Origin of the sequence: Ruegeria sp. HKCCA5763 (genome assembly GCF_013034545.1) — a bacterium.
Lineage (GTDB): Bacteria > Pseudomonadota > Alphaproteobacteria > Rhodobacterales > Rhodobacteraceae > Ruegeria.
This window is the reverse complement of sequence record NZ_WQGF01000001.1, coordinates 339419-359042: the sequence shown is the minus strand read 5'-3', so window position 1 is coordinate 359042 and position 19624 is coordinate 339419. Positions and strand designations below refer to the sequence as shown.

Annotated in this window: 21 protein-coding genes; 5 read left to right on the top strand and 16 right to left on the bottom strand. The window is 57.1% G+C overall.

The genetic code is table 11. The features are described from left to right. Positions 1–39: 39 nt before the first annotated feature. Both GOV89_RS01785 and GOV89_RS01780 read left to right on the top strand, forming a co-directional pair. Positions 40–972: an AEC family transporter gene (locus GOV89_RS01785; RefSeq protein WP_171175100.1), complete on the top strand. Its 933-nt coding sequence runs from the start codon at positions 40–42 to the stop codon at positions 970–972. A gap of 61 nt (positions 973–1033) precedes the next feature. After that, positions 1034–1732 (top strand): CbiX/SirB N-terminal domain-containing protein, encoded by a 699-nt coding sequence (locus GOV89_RS01780; protein WP_171175102.1) that lies wholly within the window; start codon positions 1034–1036, stop codon positions 1730–1732. Between the two features lie 3 nt (positions 1733–1735). On the opposite strand, the gene GOV89_RS01775 is transcribed toward GOV89_RS01780, so the two are convergent. From GOV89_RS01775 to GOV89_RS01755, 5 genes are all read right to left on the bottom strand, one after another. Next, positions 1736–2728, bottom strand: a complete 993-nt coding sequence (locus GOV89_RS01775) for a GGDEF domain-containing protein (protein ID WP_171175111.1) — start codon at positions 2726–2728, stop codon at positions 1736–1738. Further along, entirely contained in the window at positions 2725–3312 is a 588-nt protein-coding gene (locus GOV89_RS01770; RefSeq protein ID WP_171237301.1) for a heme NO-binding domain-containing protein, read from the bottom strand. Before GOV89_RS01770 ends, GOV89_RS01775 begins: the two co-directional genes overlap by 4 nt. A gap of 118 nt (positions 3313–3430) precedes the next feature. Continuing rightward, positions 3431–4990, bottom strand: coding sequence for a trimethylamine methyltransferase family protein (locus tag GOV89_RS01765; protein WP_171175116.1), 1560 nt, complete (start codon positions 4988–4990; stop codon positions 3431–3433). 109 nt (positions 4991–5099) lie between these two features. Then, entirely contained in the window at positions 5100–5801 is a 702-nt protein-coding gene (locus tag GOV89_RS01760) for an HAD family hydrolase (protein WP_171175118.1), read from the bottom strand. A gap of 24 nt (positions 5802–5825) precedes the next feature. Further along, positions 5826–6110, bottom strand: a complete 285-nt coding sequence (locus GOV89_RS01755; RefSeq protein ID WP_171175120.1) for a DUF3572 domain-containing protein — start codon at positions 6108–6110, stop codon at positions 5826–5828. An 88-nt stretch (positions 6111–6198) separates the two neighbouring features. Here GOV89_RS01755 and GOV89_RS01750 point away from each other — a divergent pair, with 88 nt between their 5' ends. After that, positions 6199–7599, top strand: a complete 1401-nt coding sequence (locus tag GOV89_RS01750) for a diguanylate cyclase (protein WP_171237300.1) — start codon at positions 6199–6201, stop codon at positions 7597–7599. Positions 7600–7605: 6 nt separating this feature from the next. Here the strand turns inward: GOV89_RS01750 and GOV89_RS01745 are convergent, their stop codons facing one another. Genes GOV89_RS01745 through GOV89_RS01730 form a run of 4 tightly spaced genes read right to left on the bottom strand, consistent with a single transcriptional unit; the run spans position 7606 to position 9513 of the window. Next, positions 7606–8079, bottom strand: a complete 474-nt coding sequence (locus GOV89_RS01745; protein ID WP_171237299.1) for a periplasmic heavy metal sensor — start codon at positions 8077–8079, stop codon at positions 7606–7608. Next, a complete protein-coding gene (locus GOV89_RS01740) occupies positions 8076–8429 on the bottom strand; it encodes a hypothetical protein (protein WP_253284447.1) in 354 nt (117 codons plus the stop codon). Before GOV89_RS01740 ends, GOV89_RS01745 begins: the two co-directional genes overlap by 4 nt. After that, positions 8419–9036, bottom strand: coding sequence for an RNA polymerase sigma factor (locus GOV89_RS01735; protein ID WP_171175134.1), 618 nt, complete (start codon positions 9034–9036; stop codon positions 8419–8421). The genes GOV89_RS01740 and GOV89_RS01735 overlap by 11 nt, the downstream gene beginning before the upstream one ends. A 6-nt stretch (positions 9037–9042) precedes the next feature. Further along, positions 9043–9513 carry an EF-hand domain-containing protein gene (locus GOV89_RS01730; RefSeq protein WP_171175136.1) on the bottom strand — a complete coding sequence of 157 codons (471 nt, stop codon included), beginning with the start codon at positions 9511–9513 and terminating at the stop codon, positions 9043–9045. A gap of 220 nt (positions 9514–9733) precedes the next feature. Here GOV89_RS01730 and GOV89_RS01725 point away from each other — a divergent pair, with 220 nt between their 5' ends. Together GOV89_RS01725 and GOV89_RS01720 are read left to right on the top strand one after the other, a co-directional pair. Further along, a complete protein-coding gene (locus GOV89_RS01725) occupies positions 9734–10132 on the top strand; it encodes a DUF983 domain-containing protein (protein ID WP_171237297.1) in 399 nt (132 codons plus the stop codon). A gap of 25 nt (positions 10133–10157) precedes the next feature. Next, positions 10158–10859, top strand: coding sequence for an NUDIX hydrolase (locus tag GOV89_RS01720; RefSeq protein WP_171175141.1), 702 nt, complete (start codon positions 10158–10160; stop codon positions 10857–10859). 10 nt (positions 10860–10869) lie between these two features. On the opposite strand, the gene GOV89_RS01715 is transcribed toward GOV89_RS01720, so the two are convergent. The 7 genes from GOV89_RS01715 to nuoK are packed head-to-tail and all read right to left on the bottom strand — an operon-like array spanning position 10870 to position 19622. Further along, positions 10870–12537 (bottom strand): ribonuclease J, encoded by a 1668-nt coding sequence (locus GOV89_RS01715; RefSeq protein ID WP_171237296.1) that lies wholly within the window; start codon positions 12535–12537, stop codon positions 10870–10872. Beyond that, complete coding sequence (locus GOV89_RS01710) at positions 12534–13313, bottom strand: type III pantothenate kinase (RefSeq protein ID WP_171237295.1); 780 nt, start codon at positions 13311–13313, stop codon at positions 12534–12536. Before GOV89_RS01710 ends, GOV89_RS01715 begins: the two co-directional genes overlap by 4 nt. Before the next feature lie 12 nt (positions 13314–13325). Further along, positions 13326–14075 (bottom strand): biotin--[acetyl-CoA-carboxylase] ligase, encoded by a 750-nt coding sequence (locus tag GOV89_RS01705; protein WP_171175147.1) that lies wholly within the window; start codon positions 14073–14075, stop codon positions 13326–13328. Positions 14076–14129: 54 nt separating this feature from the next. Next, positions 14130–15572, bottom strand: coding sequence for an NADH-quinone oxidoreductase subunit NuoN (gene nuoN / locus GOV89_RS01700; protein ID WP_171237294.1), 1443 nt, complete (start codon positions 15570–15572; stop codon positions 14130–14132). 15 nt (positions 15573–15587) lie between these two features. After that, positions 15588–17132, bottom strand: coding sequence for an NADH-quinone oxidoreductase subunit M (locus tag GOV89_RS01695; protein ID WP_171237293.1), 1545 nt, complete (start codon positions 17130–17132; stop codon positions 15588–15590). Then, positions 17132–19309 carry an NADH-quinone oxidoreductase subunit L gene (gene nuoL, locus GOV89_RS01690; RefSeq protein WP_171237292.1) on the bottom strand — a complete coding sequence of 726 codons (2178 nt, stop codon included), beginning with the start codon at positions 19307–19309 and terminating at the stop codon, positions 17132–17134. Before nuoL ends, GOV89_RS01695 begins: the two co-directional genes overlap by 1 nt. A 7-nt stretch (positions 19310–19316) precedes the next feature. Beyond that, positions 19317–19622, bottom strand: coding sequence for an NADH-quinone oxidoreductase subunit NuoK (gene nuoK / locus GOV89_RS01685; protein WP_005984024.1), 306 nt, complete (start codon positions 19620–19622; stop codon positions 19317–19319). Positions 19623–19624 lie beyond the last annotated feature (2 nt).

Sequence of the window (19624 nt, the reverse complement as noted above, 5' to 3'; positions counted from 1 at the left end):
CATCGCAATACCGCAATACGCGCGCCGCATGGGGGCCATATGCTTCAGAGCCTGATCGATGTCATTCTTCCGGTCTTTCTGGTGATCGGTGCCGGGTACACGGCAACTCGGACAGGCTATTTCAAACAAGAGCATGTCGATGGGTTGATGAAATTCACCCAAGGCTTTGCTATCCCCTGCCTGCTTTTTCTGGCCATCGCACACCTGGACCTTAGCGCCAGTTTCGACCCCCGGCTGCTGGCGAGTTTCTATTCCGCTGCAGCGTTGTGCTTCACCGTGGGCCTCTTTGGAGCACGGATCATTTTTGGCCGAGACTGGGAAGACTGCGTCGCCATTGGCTTTTGTTGCTTGTTCTCCAACTCGGTCCTGCTGGGCCTGCCGATTACCGAGCGCGCCTATGGCCCCGAGAACCTGACAGGCAACTACGCGATTATCGCCTTCCATTCCCCGTTTTGTTACGGCGTTGGGATCACGGTGATGGAGGTCGTGCGCAATCGCGGCAACGGCGGTGTACATATGGCACGCTCGGTTCTGTCCGCAATGTTCAAGAACGCATTGATCCTGGGAATTGCGCTTGGTTTCCTGGTCAACCTGACAGGTTTGGTCATCCCTGCGGTGGTCGACGAAGCCCTTGGGCTTGTCACCCGCGCGGCTTTACCGGGCGCGTTGTTTGCTTTGGGCGGGGTCTTGGTCAAATACAAACCGGAAGGCGATCTGCGTACCATTGGTTTCGTTTGCTGCATCTCGCTGATGGTCCACCCCAGCCTAGTGTGGTTATTCGGAGCATCTACCGGCCTGCCACAGGATCTGTTCCGATCGGGTGTGTTGAATGCTGCAATGGCGCCGGGCTTTAACGCCTATATCTTTGCCAATATGTATGGCCGCGCCAAACGTGTTGCCGCTTCATCCGTCCTGATCGGAACAGCGACGTCCATTCTGACCGTCTGGCTTTGGCTGACCCTTCTGGGTTAACTGTGGTGTTGACTTCAGGTCGTGCCGTAACACTTATCGCAGAAAACAGCGGGAGTACCGAATGTCACACGCCATTATTGTCGCCCATGGCCAGCCTTCCGAACCGGACCCGGCAGAAGCGGCACTGGCTGCTTTTGCAGCCAAGGTCGACGCGTTGACAAGCTCTGTGACCGTGCATTCGGCAACACTTGCTAAACCCGGCGCGCTAGAGGCGCAACTGGACGGCCTACCCGAAAACACAGTGATCTATCCGCTTTTCATGGCAAAGGGTTGGTTTGTGACCAGTGCCTTGCCGAAACGGGTCGGGGACCACGCCGCGCGAATTCTTGACCCTTTGGGCATTGATCCCGATCTGCCCACGCTTACTGCGCAGGCGTTGCATGCAAAACTGCGGGAACGGAATTGGAAAGCTTCGACAACTGACCTGGTGATCGCGGCGCACGGGTCAGGCCGCAGCCGCAACCCTTCGGCGGTGGCCAACGAATTTGCAAGACAGCTTGGCACGCAAGTTGCCTTCCAATCCATCCGCGTTGGTTTTGTCGAAGAACCGCCCTCGATTGCCGAGGCAGCACACGATGCGTCAGATCAGGCGATTTGCCTGCCGTTCTTCGCCTGTACCGGCGGGCATGTCCTAGAGGACGTCCCCGATGAGCTGGCGCGCGCCAAGTTTAACGGAACCGTTATGCCCGTCGTCGGGGAGCTTGCACCCATCCAGCACCAAATTGCAAAGAAGGTGACTGAGGCGTTCGCGTCAGTCTAACGCTCAGGGTCGCGCGTTGGTCAGTGTCGAATACAAACGATGACAGGACCGACCGTCGCGTTTCGCTTGGTACAACGCTAAATCAGCGGCATGCAGAATATCCGCCGCTTTAAGCACTTGGAACTGAGTGGACAAAGCTGTGCCAATACTGGCCGACACACTGCATTTCTGGTTTTGAAAAAGCATCGGTTCGTTCAAACGCTGGATGAGGCGGCCTGCAATTGCCTCCAACGTGTCTTCCCGCGTCAGGCCTTTGAAAACGATAACAAATTCGTCTCCTCCGACACGGGCAACCGTATCGTCATCGCGCGTTTCTTCAAGCATGATGCGGGCCGCTTGCTGTAAGACGAAATCACCTGCCGCATGGCCCAGCCTGTCATTTACGGATTTGAAGAAATCAAGATCCAGATGCATCAGAGCAAAAGCCGAATTTGCAGAGATCATATGTGCCAGCACGTGATCCATGGCCCTACGGTTTTTTAATCCGGTTAGTGTGTCGGTGTAAGCCTGCTCTTCAGCCGCCAGCATGGCGCCTTGAAGCCTCAGGTTTAGCGACCTCGACGCCTCCATTGCGGCAGATTTGGCCTCGACCAGATAAAGTAATTCAATCGCAAGGTCGGTACCTGAGAAATCCGCACTTGTCAGCGCGTAGTCCCGCACCGCATCCAGAATTGAAATTCCGAATGACAGGTTGATGACAGCGCCACCAGAATGCGGCAATGGGGCGACCAACCCCTTGAGTGCAGTTCGGGGCTCATCATGGAATTTCAGGTGCAGTTTCGCCCTGGCCATCGACATCAATGCCGGAATGGTTGTGACTGTTCTGGGTCGGATCAGTTCAAAAACGTCCAGAAACCCTTGGCCCACAAGCTGCAAGTCTGGTCTCAGTTTTTGCAGGGTTGGACCGGCTTGTTGAATACACCCGTTTTGGTCCACCAACAGAAACATCGGGCAAAGCGTTTCCAGCAGACTGACAAGCTCGCGAGGATCTGTCATCCGGTCCGAGCCCCCAAATCAAAATGCCGCCCTTCTGCAAAAGCGCTTTCAACCAGCATTATGGAAATGACTTCGCTGTCTTGCTGTTGTCCCTCATGAGACAACATAACCAACGCTCCGTAGTCGTCGGCCATGGCACGCAGAACACCGACCATCACGCTGGAATAACCAGACAAACCCGGGAAGCAAAACAGTTGGTATTCTGTTGTCGAAAGCTCTCTCAATTCTAGGGCCGGTAGGGTCAAATCGGACACTGCCAACCGCACCCAGTCAGCCAGATCGTCAAGGGAATGAAGAAACTCCACATAACTGACGCCACCAAATCTAAGCAGACGGCGCAACCCTTCCATATTCGGGTGGGACACAAGGTAAGTCCCCACATCCTCAAGAATTTCCGCCCTAGGTCGGTTCAGTTCACCGCTGAGCGCGTCCAATACTCTAGCCGTTACGTCATCGTCATAGACAAGCATGGCTTCGAATTCGACAAATCCAAGCTGCGCAGCCTCGGCCACGCGCACCCAATAGGGTTGCCCATAGGTTGCGCAGACAAAAGACTGTATCGCCCGATTGATCAGACCATGCATTGGAAACCCCAATTTGGTGTTCCCTGCACTCTGGGCTGAAAAGTCTTAACAAATAGCCAAAATCCACCCTAAGTTGTAGCGAATTCAATCGGGTATCACTTCGACACTTGCTGCCTGATCAGAAATCTGTCGGCGCGCCGCCCTCAGCTTTGCGACGCTCAACAAAGGCAGCCAATTCCTCGCGAATGGCTTCATCCATCGGCGGTGCCTCAAAGCTCGAGATGATCTCCTTGAACATGTGATGGGCGCGTTCAGCCGTCCAGATGCCGCCAGCGACCTCCCACCCTTCATAGTTTTTCCAATCACTCAGAAAGGGTTGATAGAATGCAGTGGTATAACGGTCCTGCGTGTGCTGAATGCCGAAGAAATGACCGTCATTGCCAACTGCGCGGATCGCATCAAGCGCGATCTCGTCGGGACCGGTAGCCGTCAATTCTGGGTTCATATAGCGTTGAATTTGTTGCAGGATTTCACAATCCATGATGAACTTTTCCGGGCTTGCTATCAGGCCGCCTTCCAGCCATCCAGCCGCATGATAGACCATATTGGTGCCCGATTGAACGGACGCCCAAAGCGAGTTCGAGGTTTCCCAAATAGACTGTCCATCGGGCACGTTTGCGGCACAAACGCCCGAAGACCGCATCGGCAAGCCATAGAAGCGCGCCATCTGTCCGGTCATCTGGGTCGAGCGCATGTACTCTGGTGTTCCAAAAGCCGGCGCGCCGGATTTCATATCCACATTCGACGTAAAAGTTCCGATGACGCAGGGAATCCCCGGGCGCACATATTGGAACAAGGCGATCGCACACAGCGCTTCGGCCAATGACTGGGCCACAGCACCTGCCATTGTCACCGGTGCCATCGCCCCGGCCAGAGTAAAGGGTGTCACCACAATCGCCTGCCCGCGCCGTGCCAGCCGAAGGCAGCCATCGATCATCGGATGATCATGCTTTAGCGGCGAAGTCGAGTTGATGTTGGTGTACACGCGCGGGGTGGCCTCGAACTCTTCGTGGCTCAGGCCGCCAGCGATGCGCACCATTTCCATCACGTCCTCGACACGTTCCTTACCCAAAGAATAGGCATGCATGGCTTTGTCGGTCAGCGTCAGCTTGTCATAAAGCACGTCCAGATGCCGTATGCTGGCGTGGATATCGACTGGTTCAACCGGGTATCCACCCGCGAAATGGATGCAGTTGAAGTACTGCGTCAGTTTCAGAAGATTCCGGCACATCTCGCGGTTTCCGGGCACCTTCTTTCCGATTTCCATGTCCCAATAATTCGGCGGCGACGAGACATTGCCGAACAGCATGTTCTTTCCACCGATCTCGATCTTGCGATCCGGATTACGTGGCGTGATGGAAAATTGACTCGGGGCTTTCGCAATCATCTCCATGACAAAGTCGCGCCCCATGCGCACATTGTCACCTTCGATGGTGCAACCCGCCTTACGCAGGATGCCTATTGCCTCTTCGTTGTAAAATTCGATCCCGATCTCTTCAAGGATACGCATGGCCCCTTCATGGATCGCTTCGATCCCGGCCTGGTCCAACGGTTCTGTCGGACGGTCGATATTGACCGGCGGATTCCAAGGCATCTGGTCAATCACCGCACTTCCTCTGCGTGCGGCAGCCCCTGCGCGTCCTCCGCCGCGACGCTTGCGTGTTGGTGTCTCGCCCATCGTTGCCTCCGTTCCTGCGTTAAACAAGCAAGCCCATGAGACACGATTCTCGCCGCTCCGTCTGCGACAGGAAATGTCGGTTTTTTATCTCGGATGGTCGATTGCCAACTTAACCCAATTGGTTTTTCGCTAGCCATTCGGGTATATGTCCAATGTCCGGCAAGACCACATCTGCCATTGGGGCCAGCACTTCTGCCTCGGCCAGACCTGTCAAAACCCCTATGGTTGTCATCCCCGCGGCACGCCCGGCTTGTAGGTCATGGAGGCTGTCCCCCACCATCGCAACCCGCGAAGGGTCAACGCCGACATGCGCAGCAAAGGCCAATAGCTGTCCGGGCCCCGGCTTAAATCCATGGCCGCTGTCATATCCAGCTATGAAATCGAAATGTTCGCTGATCCCTGCCGATTCCAGATGCTGCATCGCAGGATGTTCACTGTCATTGGTTGCAACCCCCAGCTTCAGCCCTGCCTTATGCAAGCCCTCTAGAAACGGGACCAGCGGAACAGCCGGGGACTGAGGGGCTGCGGCGGCTTCGGCATTCATCACATCCACGATCTCTTGAACGGTCATGGTATCCACATGTGCAGCCAACACATCGGCGATTTCTTCGACAGTCGCGGCGATCACGATACTGTCTTCGGCATATCGCTCTTGCTCAAGATCATAACCGATAAGGCGCCCAAGCCCGGCGGCTCGTTCTTTGTCACCATCTGTCAAGCGCAGCAGTAAACTGCGGCCAAAGCCACCCCATGTGTTGGCAAAATCAAACAGCGTACCATCTTTATCGAAGACGATTGCATCTATCGGCATCAGGTGCTCCAGCGGAAGAGGATTTCAGGTCCAATGAATGTCAGCGCCGCCGGATAAAACCGCTCTTGCCTGGGCAGGCAGATCATAGGCGATCGCATTGGCGTCACAAAACGCCATGACCCACGAATCGTCAAGCACTAGAAAGTCCATTACCGACGCCAGAAAATCCGGGTCCCCGGCGCGATCGCGCACATCTTCGATTGATGCACCCGTCGAACCCAGAAACACCGGCAAAAGCTCGTCATTTCCAACCAGCCAGCCCAGAGCCGTCAGGGCGAGTGTTTCCGCGGAATCAGATGATATTGGCATAAACTGTGCTCAGATCCAGTCATGGAAAGGGTTTATTAACCAGACTCATAAACACTTTGTTCACGCATGCAATCAACGGTGAACGACTATGTCTGTGCAGGGAACCATCCTTGTCCTCGACGGGGTATCAACCAATCGCATCATGTTGAAAGTTCAACTGACTGCGGCTTGGTACCACGTGGTACAGGGGGAAAAAATAGATGGATTGCTGTCGCTTGTGCGTCGAACGCAACCTGATCTGGTACTGACAGCGCAGACCTTGCCGGACGGAACGGCTGCGGATGTCAAAAAGGTCATAGCAACAGTTCCCGGGCTGGAGGATGTGCCGGTTGTTGCAATTGCCGCGCAAAACGACAGGGACGCACGGTTGCGTGCCCTGAAAGATGGGCTGGACGATGTATTGACCCATCCCTTCAAGGATGCCTTGCTGCTGGCGCGTATCCGAAGCTTGCTGCGCGCACATGCAATCAGACAGGACCTGCAGGTCGGCAATGCCGCGCAACCCATTGGGTTCGGTGAGCCCGCACCAGCGATTATCCGCCCGCCCAAATCCGCAAAGGTGAGTGTTCTGACACACGCCGTGCAAACTGGCGTGCTGTGGCAAAAGGCGTTGAGCGATCAGCGCCAACACACATTGTCCTGGCACTTGCAGTCGAACCTTCAAGGCTTCCTGTCCGGAGCTGTCCCAGATGCTATCGTGGTCGAACTGGGCCCGCATCCCTCCGATCTGAATATTCTGGCTGATCTCAGATCGCGGGGTGTCACGCGTAATACCGTCTTGATCGGAGTGCTAAAAGACAACGACGCTGTTCAGGCATCCGAAGCCTTGGATCGGGGTGCGGATGCCGTGTGCCTGGGTGGGTTCTGTGCGCAGGAAATCCAGCTTCGATTGGACAACCAGATCGCGCGCAAGGCCCGTCTGGACCACATGCGAATATCGCTAAAAAAGGGGCTTGCCGATTCCTGGGTCGACCCGCTGACGGGGCTGCACAATCGCCGGTTTGCCATGCGCGCGCTGGACCAGATCGCACGTGAATCCGCTCGAACCAAACGCGGCTTTGCGGTCATGCTGGCTGACCTCGATCACTTCAAGACGATTAATGACGACCACGGTCACGCCAGCGGGGATCACGTTCTTACGCAGGCCGCAGAGCGCTTGCGTAGCGCTCTTGGTCCAAGGGGGTTTGTCGCCCGCATAGGTGGAGAGGAGTTCATGATTGGAGTGCCGGATGTGTCACCCAAACAAGCGGTGCGGCTCGCTGAAACTCTCTGCGGCAGTATCTGTAGCGCGCCGTTTCAACTTTCTGAACAGGGACCAGAGGTCAACGTGACAGTCAGTATCGGGCTAAAAATGTCTCCGGACGCGTTCCCTGGTCGGGACAGCCTCACTCCGCATGTAGAGACCCTGATTCAATCCGCTGACAAAGCGTTGTATTCGGCGAAAAAAGCCGGACGCAATCAGGTGAGCATCCGGCAAAGCGCAGCCTGACGCCGGTCAGTCCTTTTTCTTGTGTTTATGCGGGCCACGCTTGACGACATCTTGCAATCGATCTGCATAGGCCTGCCTTTCCTCATCGCTCATGGCGGTGACGCGGATCAGCCATTGCGCTTGCAGTGCCCCTTGCAGGTTGGCCGTGGCCTGCGCCTGCTGTTGCAGCAGAGTTTCGACGGCATTCGGGTCAAAAGGCACGGCGCGCAATGCCTGGCTCATCGCCTCAAAACCCTGCGTGCGGCCCTTAGAACCTTTCTTGTGCAAGTCCCCCAATTCACTCCGCATCGCCTTGCGGTCGTCTTTTGGCAACGCCCGGTACAAGGCCGGGCCAAATCCCGGCGGCACCTTGGCGTGATCCCCCCCTTTCAGGCGCAACACAGTTCCTACAGCGACGCCAACGATCAACAGGTTCAGAGCCAGAGACACAACCAGGACAACAGGCACCCATCGGCGTTTGGGTTTGGGATCAGCGTTCATTCCGTGGTCTCCAGAAAACTCGTGTCATATCCTAGGTCGGCCACAAAAAAGACCGTCTCTTGCGTTGTCAGCAGGTCGGCGGGATCGGGCAAAAAGGCAGGCGCGGAAAACCCGATCCAGACACCGGCCGCGCTGGCCGCAACAAGGCCACTCAACCCCTGCCAGCCACCCAGATTGCGCACCAGCCTGTCCCACAACGCAGGCCCCGGATGTGGCGCGGGTTTCATGCGGCCCAAGCGCACCGCCTCTGCATCCGTTTGGATGCGCACGGCCAGATCGTCTGGCAAAGCCGGCCGTTGTCGCCGCGCTTGTGCAAACAAATGATCCAGTTCCAGATCGTCATCCGCCATTGTCATACCCCAGTTCTTCGCGCCGTCCCGCCAGAATAGCGGCCAGACTGCGTTTGCCCCGCGCCGTCAGGCTTTCAACCGCTTCCACGGAAATGCCCATGATCCCGGCAATTTCGGGGTTGGGCAACTCTTCAATATGGCGCAACACCACCGCTTGCCGCTGCCGTTCGGGCAACTCGGCCAAAGCGATCTGCAACGCATCCTTGCGCGCCTCATCCTGCATCCGGTCAACTACGCTGGCTTCACCATCTTCAGGCTCAGGAACGTCCGACAGCCTGTCCGGTGTCTTCTTGCGCCGTATGTCCACGCACAGATTCAAAGTCACCCGGTACAGCCAGGTCGAGACTTTAGCCTGGCCCGACACCCAATCCGGTGCCATTTGCCACAGCCGCATCATCGCCTCTTGCGTCACATCTTCCGCCTCGGCCCGATTGCCCAACATTCGTAACGCGACCGAGTAACACCGTGGCCCCAGACGGTCAGTAAGAACCCGTGCGGCTTCGGCATTGCCATCGGCGAAGCGCCCCAGCAACTCATCGTCGCTGAGGGTGCCCGCGCTGCACATCGCACCGCGGGCGTCTTGTGGGTAGGAGGTCAGATCCTCCATCCTGCATCAGCTATCGTCTGCGTCCGAGTTTTGATGCTTTTTCTTGTGGTGCCGTCCCATCTTGTCTTTGGCATCGGCAAATTCCTGTTCCGAGATCCCGCCGCTGTTATCAGCGTCCATCCGATCAAACATCTTGTCAGCCCGGCGGGGTTTCGGCAACTCGTCCTGGCTGAGAAACCCGTCTTTGTTCGCATCATTTTTTTCGAACATCTTGGCGACGCGGTCACTTGCCTTTTTCTGTGCAGCAGCTTGCATCTCGTCAAGGCTCAGCTGGCCATCACCGTCGGTATCCGCTTGCGTGAAACGCGCGGTGCGGTGGGCCTCCATCTCTTGCTGTGTCACCTGACCGTCGCCATCGGCGTCGAGTTCCTGAAAGGACACAGGCTCGCGTCCGCCTTTTCCGGCAGCCAGAACCGATGTGCCTGTGACAGCAACTGCGGACAAAACAATAGCCGTGATGAATGTCGCGTTTTTCATTTCGTTTTTCCCGTGTTGAAGCGGCCCCAGTGCCGCTGCTCATACCAATTCAAACGCGGGGCATCGAAAATTCCGTCGCAGAAAAATGCATTTTTTTGAAAGTGAATTCAGAAGCGATTTCTGCGCATTGGGTATCGGGCGTTGCAAAGCGACGCACCCCCCTTTCAAATCCGCCCGTTCAGGCGCATTATCCGGCAAAGATTAATGCGCGAGTTATATTATGACGGATCAGACGATCAACACCGCGACCGAGACAGAGCGTGAAACATGGCCCGCCCTTGTTAAAGGGTTTCGGTGCAAGTGCCCCAACTGTGGTGAGGGCAAGCTGTTGCACAGCTATCTCAAGGTCAATGACAACTGCGCGAAATGCGGGCAGGAGCTGTTTCATCACCGCGCCGATGACGGGCCAGCCTATCTGACGATTCTACTTGTTGGTCACCTGCTGGCGCCTGCCCTGCACGTGTCCTACGTCCATTGGCGGCCAGACCCCTGGACCATGGCCATCGGTTTCTCAATCGGTTGCGTTGCTCTGTCGCTGTACCTGCTGCCCCGTTTGAAAGGCGCCGTTGTCGCGTATCAGTGGGCCCGCCGTATGCACGGTTTCGGAACATCGAATTGAACCTGCCGGGCCGGGTGGCGTAGACATGACAGCAGACAAGACCGCCATCCGTGACGCCGCAACTGTCATCGTTTTGCGGGACAGATGGACCAATCCGTCGATCCTTATGGGGCAACGCGGGTCCAAAGCCGTGTTCATGCCGAACAAGTTTGTGTTCCCTGGCGGTGCCGTTGATCCGGCGGATTCAGCAGTGCCCCTGGCGACCAAGCTGCCCGATCTGTGCCGTGACCGTTTGGCTGAACAGGCCGAGTCCGGATTGCAACACGCGCTGGCCGCCGCTGCCATTCGCGAGCTCTGGGAGGAAACGGGCCTTGTTCTGGGCCAGCCGGGCGCATGGCCGGGGCACGCACCTGACGACTGGCAAAGCTTTTCCGACATGGGATACGTGCCATCTGCAGCTGCATTGCAGTTCGTTTTCCGCGCGGTGACACCACCCGGTCGCCCTCGCCGGTTTGACGCACGGTTCTTTTTGGTCGACGCGGAAGCCTTGCAAGGTGATCTGGACGATTTCAGTCGCGCCTCAGACGAGCTGTCGCACCTGCAATGGGTGCAACTGGACCGCGCGCGAGATTTGGACCTGCCCTTCATAACCGAGGTTGTTCTTGCCGAAGTAGCGGCCCGGGTTACATCCCCCGAGCCTCCAGTGTCCGTTCCGTTTTACAAGAATGACGAAGAAGCCAACCTGTTCCTGCGCCTCAGGGGTTACCCGATGCCGGAACACGACTGACGGTACCGGGTCACCGCATCCGGCTGACAACCACCGTCACTTCGGGCTTCTTACCGATTTCCGCTTTCGCGGTCTGCCGAACGATCCGGCGCATCTCGTCTTCCAGTTTGTCGTCGTCGCGCAGGGTTTTGGCCGCAGCCCGCATCAGGAATTGATTCAGGTCCTCCTCCAGAACCTCCACCAAAGCCGCGCGCGAAGTTCCGATCTCGGGCAGGCCCATGGTATCGCACCAAGGTTCACCCAGCGGTTCGTCTTCCTCGTCCAAAACCACGGTGACCGTGACATGGCCGTTCAATGCCATGCGGATACGATCCCGCACCACGCCGTCCAACGCGCCGACCTTGACCGACCCGTCCAGATATGTGCGCCCGGTTTCGACATAGTCGACAACAGCCGGGGCATTGCCACTGAGATCCAGCATGGCGCCATTCACCGCCAGCACACCACTTCTGCCACCATTCTCGGCCAGTTTGACGTGTTCGCGCAGATGACGGTGTTCACCGTGCATCGGGATCACGACTTGCGGATCGATCAGCGCATGGACCTTCTCAAGATCAGGCCGGTTGGCATGGCCTGACACGTGATAGAGACCCGAACTGTCATCGACGACATCCACGCCCTTTTCGCTGAGCTGGTTCATGATGAAGATCACGCCCCGCTCATTGCCCGGAATGGTTTTAGAAGAAAACAGAAACAGGTCGCCCTCGGCCAGTTCCAGACCCCGGTACTTGCCGCGGGCCAGTTGAGCGCTGGCGGCACGGCGTTCACCCTGGCTTCCGGTCACGATCAGCATCAGATTCTGGCGTGGAAGATCCAACGCCTCTTCCGCGCTGATCACCTTTGGGAAATCCGACAGGATGCCAGTTTCGGTTGCGGCCTCGATCATCCGGCGCATTGCGCGGCCCAACAGAACAACCGACCGCCCTGCCCGCTGACCCGCTTCGGCCAGTGTTTTGACCCGCGCAACGTTTGAGGCAAACGTGGTCGCCACGACCATGCCTTCGGCGTTTTCGACCAGTTTGGTGATTTCCGGCCCAACTTCGGATTCCGAACGGCCGGGATGGGCCGAGAACACGTTTGTACTGTCGCAGATCAGGGCTTTGACACCGGGTTTGGCCACTTCGGTCCAAAGGTCTGGGTCGAAAGCCTCGCCCACGACCGGATTCTCGTCCAGCTTGAAGTCACCGGAATGCACCACTCGTCCTGCAGGCGTGTCGATGACTAACGCCGCGCTTTCAGGGATCGAGTGCGAAACAGGCAGGAACCCAACCGTGAAAGGACCAACCGAGACATGTTCGGGCCAAGCGGATACGGTTGTTACTGCCTCGGTTGGGTGCGCGTGTTCTTCCATCTTGCGGCGTGCAATGTTGGCCGTGAACGCGCGGGCATAAATCGGGGTGCCCAAGGCTTCATAGCAATGGGCCACCGCGCCAACATGGTCCTCATGCGCGTGAGTGATAAAGACGCCGTCCAGCTGATCCGCACGCTCTTTCAACCAAGAAATATCTGCATAAATCAGGTCAACACCGGGCGTTGTGTCCATGTCCGGAAAGGTGACGCCCAGATCAACAAGGATCAGGCGCTCCTGTCCCGGTTTACCATAGCCGTACACATAGGCATTCATGCCAATTTCACCCGCGCCACCCAGCGGCAGGTAGATCAATCTTTCACTGCTCATGCGGAGCTATTTTCCTTGTTATAGCGATGGATCACGGTCAATCCGTGCATCGTCAGATCATCTTCGATTGCGTCGAACCCTACGTCGGCCTGATCGAACAAAGGGGCTAGCCCTCCTGTTCCGACAACTTTCATTGGCATTCCGTATTCGTTTTTGATCCGGGCGATCAGGCCTTCGATCAGGCCGGAATAGCCCCAATACACGCCAGATTGGATACATCCAACCGTATTCGTCCCGATCACTTTATCCGGTCGGGTAATGTCGATATGCGGAAGCGCGGCCGCCCCTTGATGCAGAGCTTCAAGGCTCAGGTTCACACCGGGCGCAATAATTCCCCCGACATAGGCCCCATCGGCTGCAACCACATCAAAGTTCGTTGCAGTGCCAAAATCCACCACGACCACGTTTCCGCCGTGCCGGTCAAACGCGCCCACTGCATTGGCCAGCCGGTCAGGCCCGGGTACGGTTCCCTCATCCACACGAGGGGGCACAGGTAACAGACAGTCAGGCTTGCCAACCACCAGCGGGCGGCACCCAAAGAAGCGATCCGCAAAAATGCGCAGATTGAACACCACTCGCGGCACAGTCGAGGCGATGATGACATCCGTTATGACCGCCTCAATGCCATAGTGTTTCACCAGCGTCGAATACCATGTGAAATATGCATCCGCCGTACGCGCATGGTGGGTCGACGTGCGCAGGGTGCACAGAAACTTCTCGCCGTCCCAGATCGAGAAAACGGTGTTGGTGTTGCCGCAATCAATGGCCAGAAGCATTTAACGCCCCTTTCAGAAATACACGTCTGCCGCGGGAATGCTCACGCGGCCCTTGGCGGTGTTTAAGACAAGGTTGCCGCTTGCGTCCACTGTTTCGAATGTTCCTACCGTCTCTGACGTTCCGGTACGTGCGGTGATAACCTCTCCCAACCGGGCCGCGCGGGCCAACCAAGCAGTACGGATCGGTTCGAACCCATAAGTGGTAAATTGGGTTTCGTAAGTGGCAAAGGCGCCTGCAAGCTCGGTCAGAAAATCCTCTGGCGAGACGTGCGTCCCGGTTTCTGACAGCAGTGAAACAGGCCGCATCGCACCAGGTTCGACCGCATCCGCATCCGGTGCATTGGCCAGGTTTACCCCGATACCGATCGCCAGATGCGCCACACCGTGCCCCTGCCCGGTGCTTTCCAGCAAGATACCGGCAAGCTTACCGCCATTCAGCAGGACATCATTGGGCCACTTCAGCGACAGCCCGGCCGTTCTTCCGGTTACGGCGACACAGGCATCGAACAGGGCCAGCGCGGCCACAAAACTGCGCAATGCCGCCTGTTCCGGCGCGCCTTGCGGACGCATCAGCAACGTCGCGGCCAGATTGCCCATAGGATTAGCCCAGGCCCGTCCACGCCGCCCGCGGGCTGCTGTCTGATGATGCGCCATGATCCAGACAGGACCACGGGCATTGGGTGCGATCCGCGCCGCCTCGTTCAGGGTGCTATCGACTTCCTGCACCTCGTGCAGACCGTAGCCTTGGGGCCATTTACTCATATCAAAAAGGCTCGGTCACGTGACCGAGCCCCTCCTTTCGAATGTTCAAGACGTTCAGTTGACAAGCGTCGCCGCAGCAGCTGCTGCTGCGCCCTCGACACCGAACTGATAGAAGATGCCGACCAGCATCAACGCCGCAGATCCCATCAAAGCCACCCACAGAACGGGCGTCGATCGGGTCTCGATTGGCTCTTCGTTTTCAGCCCCGAAATACATATAGAACACGATCCGCAGGTAGTAGAACGCACCAATGACGGACGCGATGGCCGAGACGATCACAAGGCCGGTCAACCCTGCGCTTACACCCGCTTGCCAAACCCCAAACTTGGCAAAAAAGCCCAGCATCGGCGGCACACCGGCCAGCGAGAACATCAGGATCAAAACGGCAAGGGCTTTGCCCGGATCGCGCTTGGAATACTGGCGCAAGGCATCAATATCGGTTATCGGTTTTCCGTCACGTTCCATCATCAGGATGAAGGCAAAGGTTCCGATGTTCATGGTCACGTATATGGCCAGATACATTAGCATCGCTTTGATGCCCAACTCGGTACCTGCAGCAAGACCGATCAAAGCATAGCCCATGTGGGCAATTGACGAGAATGCCATCAGACGTTTGATGTCGCGCTGGCCAATCGCGGCGACAGCACCCAGCAACATCGACAGTACCGAAAGCAGCACGATCACCTGCTGCCAGTCTTTCACAATGCCTCCGAACGCGTCATGCATCAGCCGGGCAAAAAGGGCCATGGCGGCCACTTTCGGCGCGGTCGCAAAAAAGGCTGTAATTGGCGTTGGAGAGCCTTCGTACACGTCCGGTGTCCACATGTGGAACGGCACGGCCGAGACTTTGAAGGCGAGTCCTGAGATCAGGAAGATCAGACCAAATAGCAGGCCAATCGAAACGTCTCCGGCCTGAACGGTCGTGATGATGCCCGAGAAGAGCGTGGTTCCGGTAAAGCCATAAACCAGCGACGCACCATAAAGCAGCAAGCCCGAGCTGAGCGCACCCAGCACGAAATACTTCAGACCCGCTTCGGTCGACTTGGCGCTGTCGCGACGCAGTGCTGCCACGACATAGAGCGACAGCGATTGCAGCTCGAGCCCCATATAAAGCGACATCAGATCACCCGCGCTGACCATCATCATCATGCCAACGGCGGCAAGTGCGACCAGCAGCGGATACTCAAAACGCAGCAGATCGCGGCGCGCCATGTATTCCTGGCTCATGACCAGTACGGCACCTGCCGAAAGCAGAATGGCAACTTTTGCAAAGCGGGCGAACCCATCATCGACGAACATACCGTTGAACGCCACATTGGTGCCTTCACCCTGGGTGGCAATCCAAATCGCCAGAAGGGCCATCAAACCGGCCGTGGTCCAGACCAGCAGAGGTGCCATGCCGTCTTTCGTCGTGTAGACAGCCCCCAGCAGCGCCGCCATCGCATAAAGCGCCAGAATGATTTCCGGCAGGATAATTGTCAGATCAGCCTGGATCATGTCTCCAAAGCTCCCTTAGTGCGAAGCGGCCGTCTGGTTCGCAGCCTCAGCCGCGGCCAGAGCCGTGTCATAGTTCGAAATCAGTGCGGCAGTGGATTGCCCGATCACATCCGTTACCAGCGACGGGTAGACGCCCAAAAGGATGGTCATCACAATCAGTGGGGCAAAGATCAGACGTTCGCGTGAGCTCATGTCGGTCATTGCCTTCAGGCTTTCCTTGATCAGATCGCCAAAGACCACGCGACGGTACAGCCACAGCGCATAACCGGCCGAAAAGATCACACCGGTCGCGGCCACAGCCGTTACCCAAGTGTTGACCTGGAAGGCCCCCATCAGAGTCAGGAATTCACCGATGAACCCGGATGTGCCCGGCAGACCGACATTGGCCATGGTGAAGAGCATGAAGACCAGCGCGTAGGCAGGCATCCGAATGACCAGACCGCCATAAGCCTCGATATCCCGAGTATGCATCCGGTCGTAGATCACGCCGACACACAGGAACAACGCGGCCGAGATAAACCCGTGGCTCAGCATCTGGAAGATCGCGCCGTCGATGCCCTGCTGGTTTGCCGCAAAGATGCCCATAGTCACAAAGCCCATATGCGCGACCGACGAGTAAGCGATCAGCTTCTTCATGTCCTCTTGCACCAGTGCCACCAGCGAAGTGTAAACAACCGCAATCGCAGACATCCAAAGCACCAGATCGGTCATCACCGCGGAACCCACAGGGAACATCGGCAGGCTGAATCGCAAGAAGCCATAGCCACCCATTTTCAACAGGATCGCCGCCAGAACGACCGACCCTGCAGTTGGGGCCTGAACGTGCGCATCCGGCAACCAGGTGTGCACCGGCCACATCGGCATCTTCACCGCAAACGACGCAAAGAAGGCCAGGAACATAAGCGTCTGCATACCACCGACAACATAGATGCCCAGCACGCTGAAGCTTTCCGATGAGAATTGGTGGCTCATCAGCGCCTCAATATCCGTGGTGCCCGCATCTGCATACATTGCAACCATCGCCACCAGCATCAGCACCGAGCCAAGGAAGGTGTAGAGGAAGAACTTGAAGCTGGCGTAGATACGGTCCTTACCGCCCCAAATGCCGATGATCAGGAACATCGGGATCAGGCCAGCCTCGAAGAACAGGTAGAACAGCACCAGATCCAGCGCCATGAACACGCCCAGCATCAGGGTTTCCAGCAGCAGGAAGGCGACCATGTATTCCTTGACGCGGTCGGTTACATTCCAGCTGGCCAGAATGGTGAATGGCATGATGAAGGTGGTTAGCAGCACGAACAGAACGCTGATGCCATCCACACCCATCTTGTATTTCAGACCCATCAGCCACTCACCCTCTTCCACCATTTGGAAGCCGGGGTTCGAGGGATCAAAGCCGGTGTAGATGCCAATCGATACCAGGAAGGTCACGGTCGTCGCCAACAGCGCGATCCACTTGGCATTGCGTTGGGCCGCAGCGTCATCCCCATGCAGGAACAGCGCCAGAATACCTGCTGCAATCGCCGGGATGAACGTAACGATAGAGAGGATATTGTCCATTAGTTGGCCCCTCCGCCGATAGACATCCAGGTCACAAGGGCTGCGATGCCCAGCACCATCCAGAAGGCATAGGTAAAGATGTACCCGGTCTGCGCCTTGCCTGCGAGGCGGGTAAAGAAGGGAACAACGCCCATTGCTACTCCGTTCAGGAAGCCATCAATTGTATTTCCATCGCCGCGTTTCCACAGGAAGCGACCAAGGGCGATGGTGGGTTTGACAAAGATCACGTTGTAGATCTCGTCAAAATACCACTTGTTCTTGAGGAACAGGTACAGAGGGCGCTGGTTGTCGGCCAACCGCGCGGGCAGCGTCGTGTTCACGATGTAGAACCAATAGGCCACGATAAAGCCCAGCACCATCGCGACAAAGGGCGAGACCTTAACCCATTTCGGAGCGGCGTGCGCATCGTCCAACACGTGGTTGTCCGGTGCCATATACAGCGCGCCCTCGCCCGGTTCGCCGACAAAGGCATAGTGGTGATCACCACCATGAGCAGCTTTGTCACCGTGGCCGTCGTCTGCAAGGCCCTCATCCGCATGTGATTCAGCGCCATGACCATCATCCGCATGACCGTCATCCGAATGTGCGGCATCGTCATGCTCTTCGGCTTTGCCGTGATCGCCGGCCTCTGCGTGTTCTGACGCTTCAGCAACAGGGATGCCGTAGAACTTACCAACCTTGTCGGCGTGGCCAAAGAAGTTGCCGTACCAGATCATCCCGGCAAAAACCGCGCCCAGTGACAGAACGCCCAGCGGCACCAGCATGACCATCGGGCTTTCATGCGCGTGATCATGCGTATGTTCGTCGCCACGCGGCTCACCGTAGAAGGTCAGGAAGATCAAACGCCAGCTGTAGAACGAGGTGAACGCAGCCGCCACAACCAGCAACCAGAAGCCATAGCCCGAGCCGCCCGCATAAGCGCTCTCGATGATGGCGTCCTTGGACAGGAACCCGGCAAAGCCAAATGTGGTCAGCGGAATACCAACGCCGGTGATGGCCAGCGTGCCGATCATCATCGCCCAGAAGGTATAGGGGATTTTCTTACGCAGACCGCCGTATTCAGTCATCTCCTGCTCGTGATGCATCGCATGGATCACTGACCCGGCGCCAAGGAACAACAAAGCTTTGAAGAAGGCGTGTGTGAACAGGTGGAACATCGCCGCCGAGTACATGCCCACGCCTGCAGCCACGAACATGTATCCAAGCTGAGAACAGGTCGAATACGCAATCACGCGCTTGATGTCGGTTTGCACCAGACCCACGGTGGCCGCAAAGAACGCGGTGGACGCGCCCAGTACCGTGATGAAGCCGGTTGCGCCCGGAGCAAACTCCATCAGCGGCGACATGCGGCAGACCAGGAAGACACCCGCCGTCACCATGGTCGCGGCGTGGATCAGGGCAGACACAGGAGTCGGGCCTTCCATCGCGTCCGGCAACCAGGTGTGCAGGATCAACTGAGCCGATTTACCCATGGCGCCGATGAACAGCAGCACACAGATGACTTCAATCGCAGTCCACTCACCCCACAGGAAGTGCAGCTTTTCTTCGGCCAGCGCCGGGGCGGATGCAAAGATGTCCGAGAAATTGATGCTGTCGGTCAGGAAGAAGATTGCGAAGATCCCAAGCGCAAATCCGAAGTCACCCACACGGTTCACGATGAACGCTTTCATCGCCGCCGCATTGGCCGAAGATTTGCGATAGTAGAAGCCGATCAACAGGTACGAAGCGACACCCACGCCTTCCCAGCCAAAGAACATCTGCACCAGGTTGTCCGCTGTCACCAGCATCAGCATGGCGAAGGTGAAGAAGGACAAATACGCAAAGAAACGCGGTTTATAGCTTTCGCCCTCACGCCACTGCGGATCATGATCCATGTACCCGAAGGAATAGAGATGCACGAGCGCCGAAACGGTCGTCACCACGATCAGCATGATCGCAGTCAGACGGTCCAGTCGAATAGCCCAGCTTGTCGACAGCGAGCCGCTTTCGATCCAGCGCATGATCTCGATCTGCTGGGTCACCCCATCAAATGTGAAGAAAACGATCCACGACAGCAGACAGGCCAGAAACAGCAGACCCGTGGACGTCCACATGGCGGCTTTCTCGCCAATGAACTTCCAGCCAAAGCCGCAGATCAGCGCGCCCACGAGCGGGGCAAAGAGGATGGTGGTTTCCATAGTTCTCTTAGCCCTTCATCATATTGACGTCTTCAACCGCGATGGTGCCACGGTTGCGGAAGAAGCAGACCAGAATGGCCAGACCAATCGCCGCCTCGGCTGCCGCAACGGTCAGCACGAACAGCGTAAACACCTGCCCAACCAGATCGCCGAGGAAACTGGAAAACGCCACGAGGTTGATATTCACCGCCAACAGCATCAGTTCGATGCTCATCAGCAGGATGATGACGTTCTTGCGGTTCAGGAAGAGACCGAAGATGCCGATGACGAACAGCGTCGCCGCGACCGTAAGATAGTGTTCAAGTCCGATCATCG

Coding starts and splice junctions, on each gene's coding strand:
- nuoL (WP_171237292.1), bottom strand. CDS start 19,309: ATGGAAACCACCATCCTCTTTGCCCCGCTCGTGGGCGCGCTGATCTGC.
- GOV89_RS01725 (WP_171237297.1), top strand. CDS start 9,734: ATGACGGATCAGACGATCAACACCGCGACCGAGACAGAGCGTGAAACA.
- GOV89_RS01720 (WP_171175141.1), top strand. CDS start 10,158: ATGACAGCAGACAAGACCGCCATCCGTGACGCCGCAACTGTCATCGTT.
- nuoN (WP_171237294.1), bottom strand. CDS start 15,572: ATGATCCAGGCTGATCTGACAATTATCCTGCCGGAAATCATTCTGGCG.
- GOV89_RS01775 (WP_171175111.1), bottom strand. CDS start 2,728: ATGACAGATCCTCGCGAGCTTGTCAGTCTGCTGGAAACGCTTTGCCCG.
- nuoK (WP_005984024.1), bottom strand. CDS start 19,622: ATGATCGGACTTGAACACTATCTTACGGTCGCGGCGACGCTGTTCGTC.
- GOV89_RS01770 (WP_171237301.1), bottom strand. CDS start 3,312: ATGCATGGTCTGATCAATCGGGCGATACAGTCTTTTGTCTGCGCAACC.
- GOV89_RS01715 (WP_171237296.1), bottom strand. CDS start 12,537: ATGAGCAGTGAAAGATTGATCTACCTGCCGCTGGGTGGCGCGGGTGAA.
- GOV89_RS01760 (WP_171175118.1), bottom strand. CDS start 5,801: ATGCCGATAGATGCAATCGTCTTCGATAAAGATGGTACGCTGTTTGAT.
- GOV89_RS01740 (WP_253284447.1), bottom strand. CDS start 8,429: ATGGCGGATGACGATCTGGAACTGGATCATTTGTTTGCACAAGCGCGG.
- GOV89_RS01730 (WP_171175136.1), bottom strand. CDS start 9,513: ATGAAAAACGCGACATTCATCACGGCTATTGTTTTGTCCGCAGTTGCT.
- GOV89_RS01785 (WP_171175100.1), top strand. CDS start 40: ATGCTTCAGAGCCTGATCGATGTCATTCTTCCGGTCTTTCTGGTGATC.
- GOV89_RS01735 (WP_171175134.1), bottom strand. CDS start 9,036: ATGGAGGATCTGACCTCCTACCCACAAGACGCCCGCGGTGCGATGTGC.
- GOV89_RS01755 (WP_171175120.1), bottom strand. CDS start 6,110: ATGCCAATATCATCTGATTCCGCGGAAACACTCGCCCTGACGGCTCTG.
- GOV89_RS01745 (WP_171237299.1), bottom strand. CDS start 8,079: ATGAACGCTGATCCCAAACCCAAACGCCGATGGGTGCCTGTTGTCCTG.
- GOV89_RS01705 (WP_171175147.1), bottom strand. CDS start 14,075: ATGAGTAAATGGCCCCAAGGCTACGGTCTGCACGAGGTGCAGGAAGTC.
- GOV89_RS01780 (WP_171175102.1), top strand. CDS start 1,034: ATGTCACACGCCATTATTGTCGCCCATGGCCAGCCTTCCGAACCGGAC.
- GOV89_RS01750 (WP_171237300.1), top strand. CDS start 6,199: ATGTCTGTGCAGGGAACCATCCTTGTCCTCGACGGGGTATCAACCAAT.
- GOV89_RS01695 (WP_171237293.1), bottom strand. CDS start 17,132: ATGGACAATATCCTCTCTATCGTTACGTTCATCCCGGCGATTGCAGCA.
- GOV89_RS01765 (WP_171175116.1), bottom strand. CDS start 4,990: ATGGGCGAGACACCAACACGCAAGCGTCGCGGCGGAGGACGCGCAGGG.
- GOV89_RS01710 (WP_171237295.1), bottom strand. CDS start 13,313: ATGCTTCTGGCCATTGATTGCGGCAACACCAACACCGTTTTCTCGATC.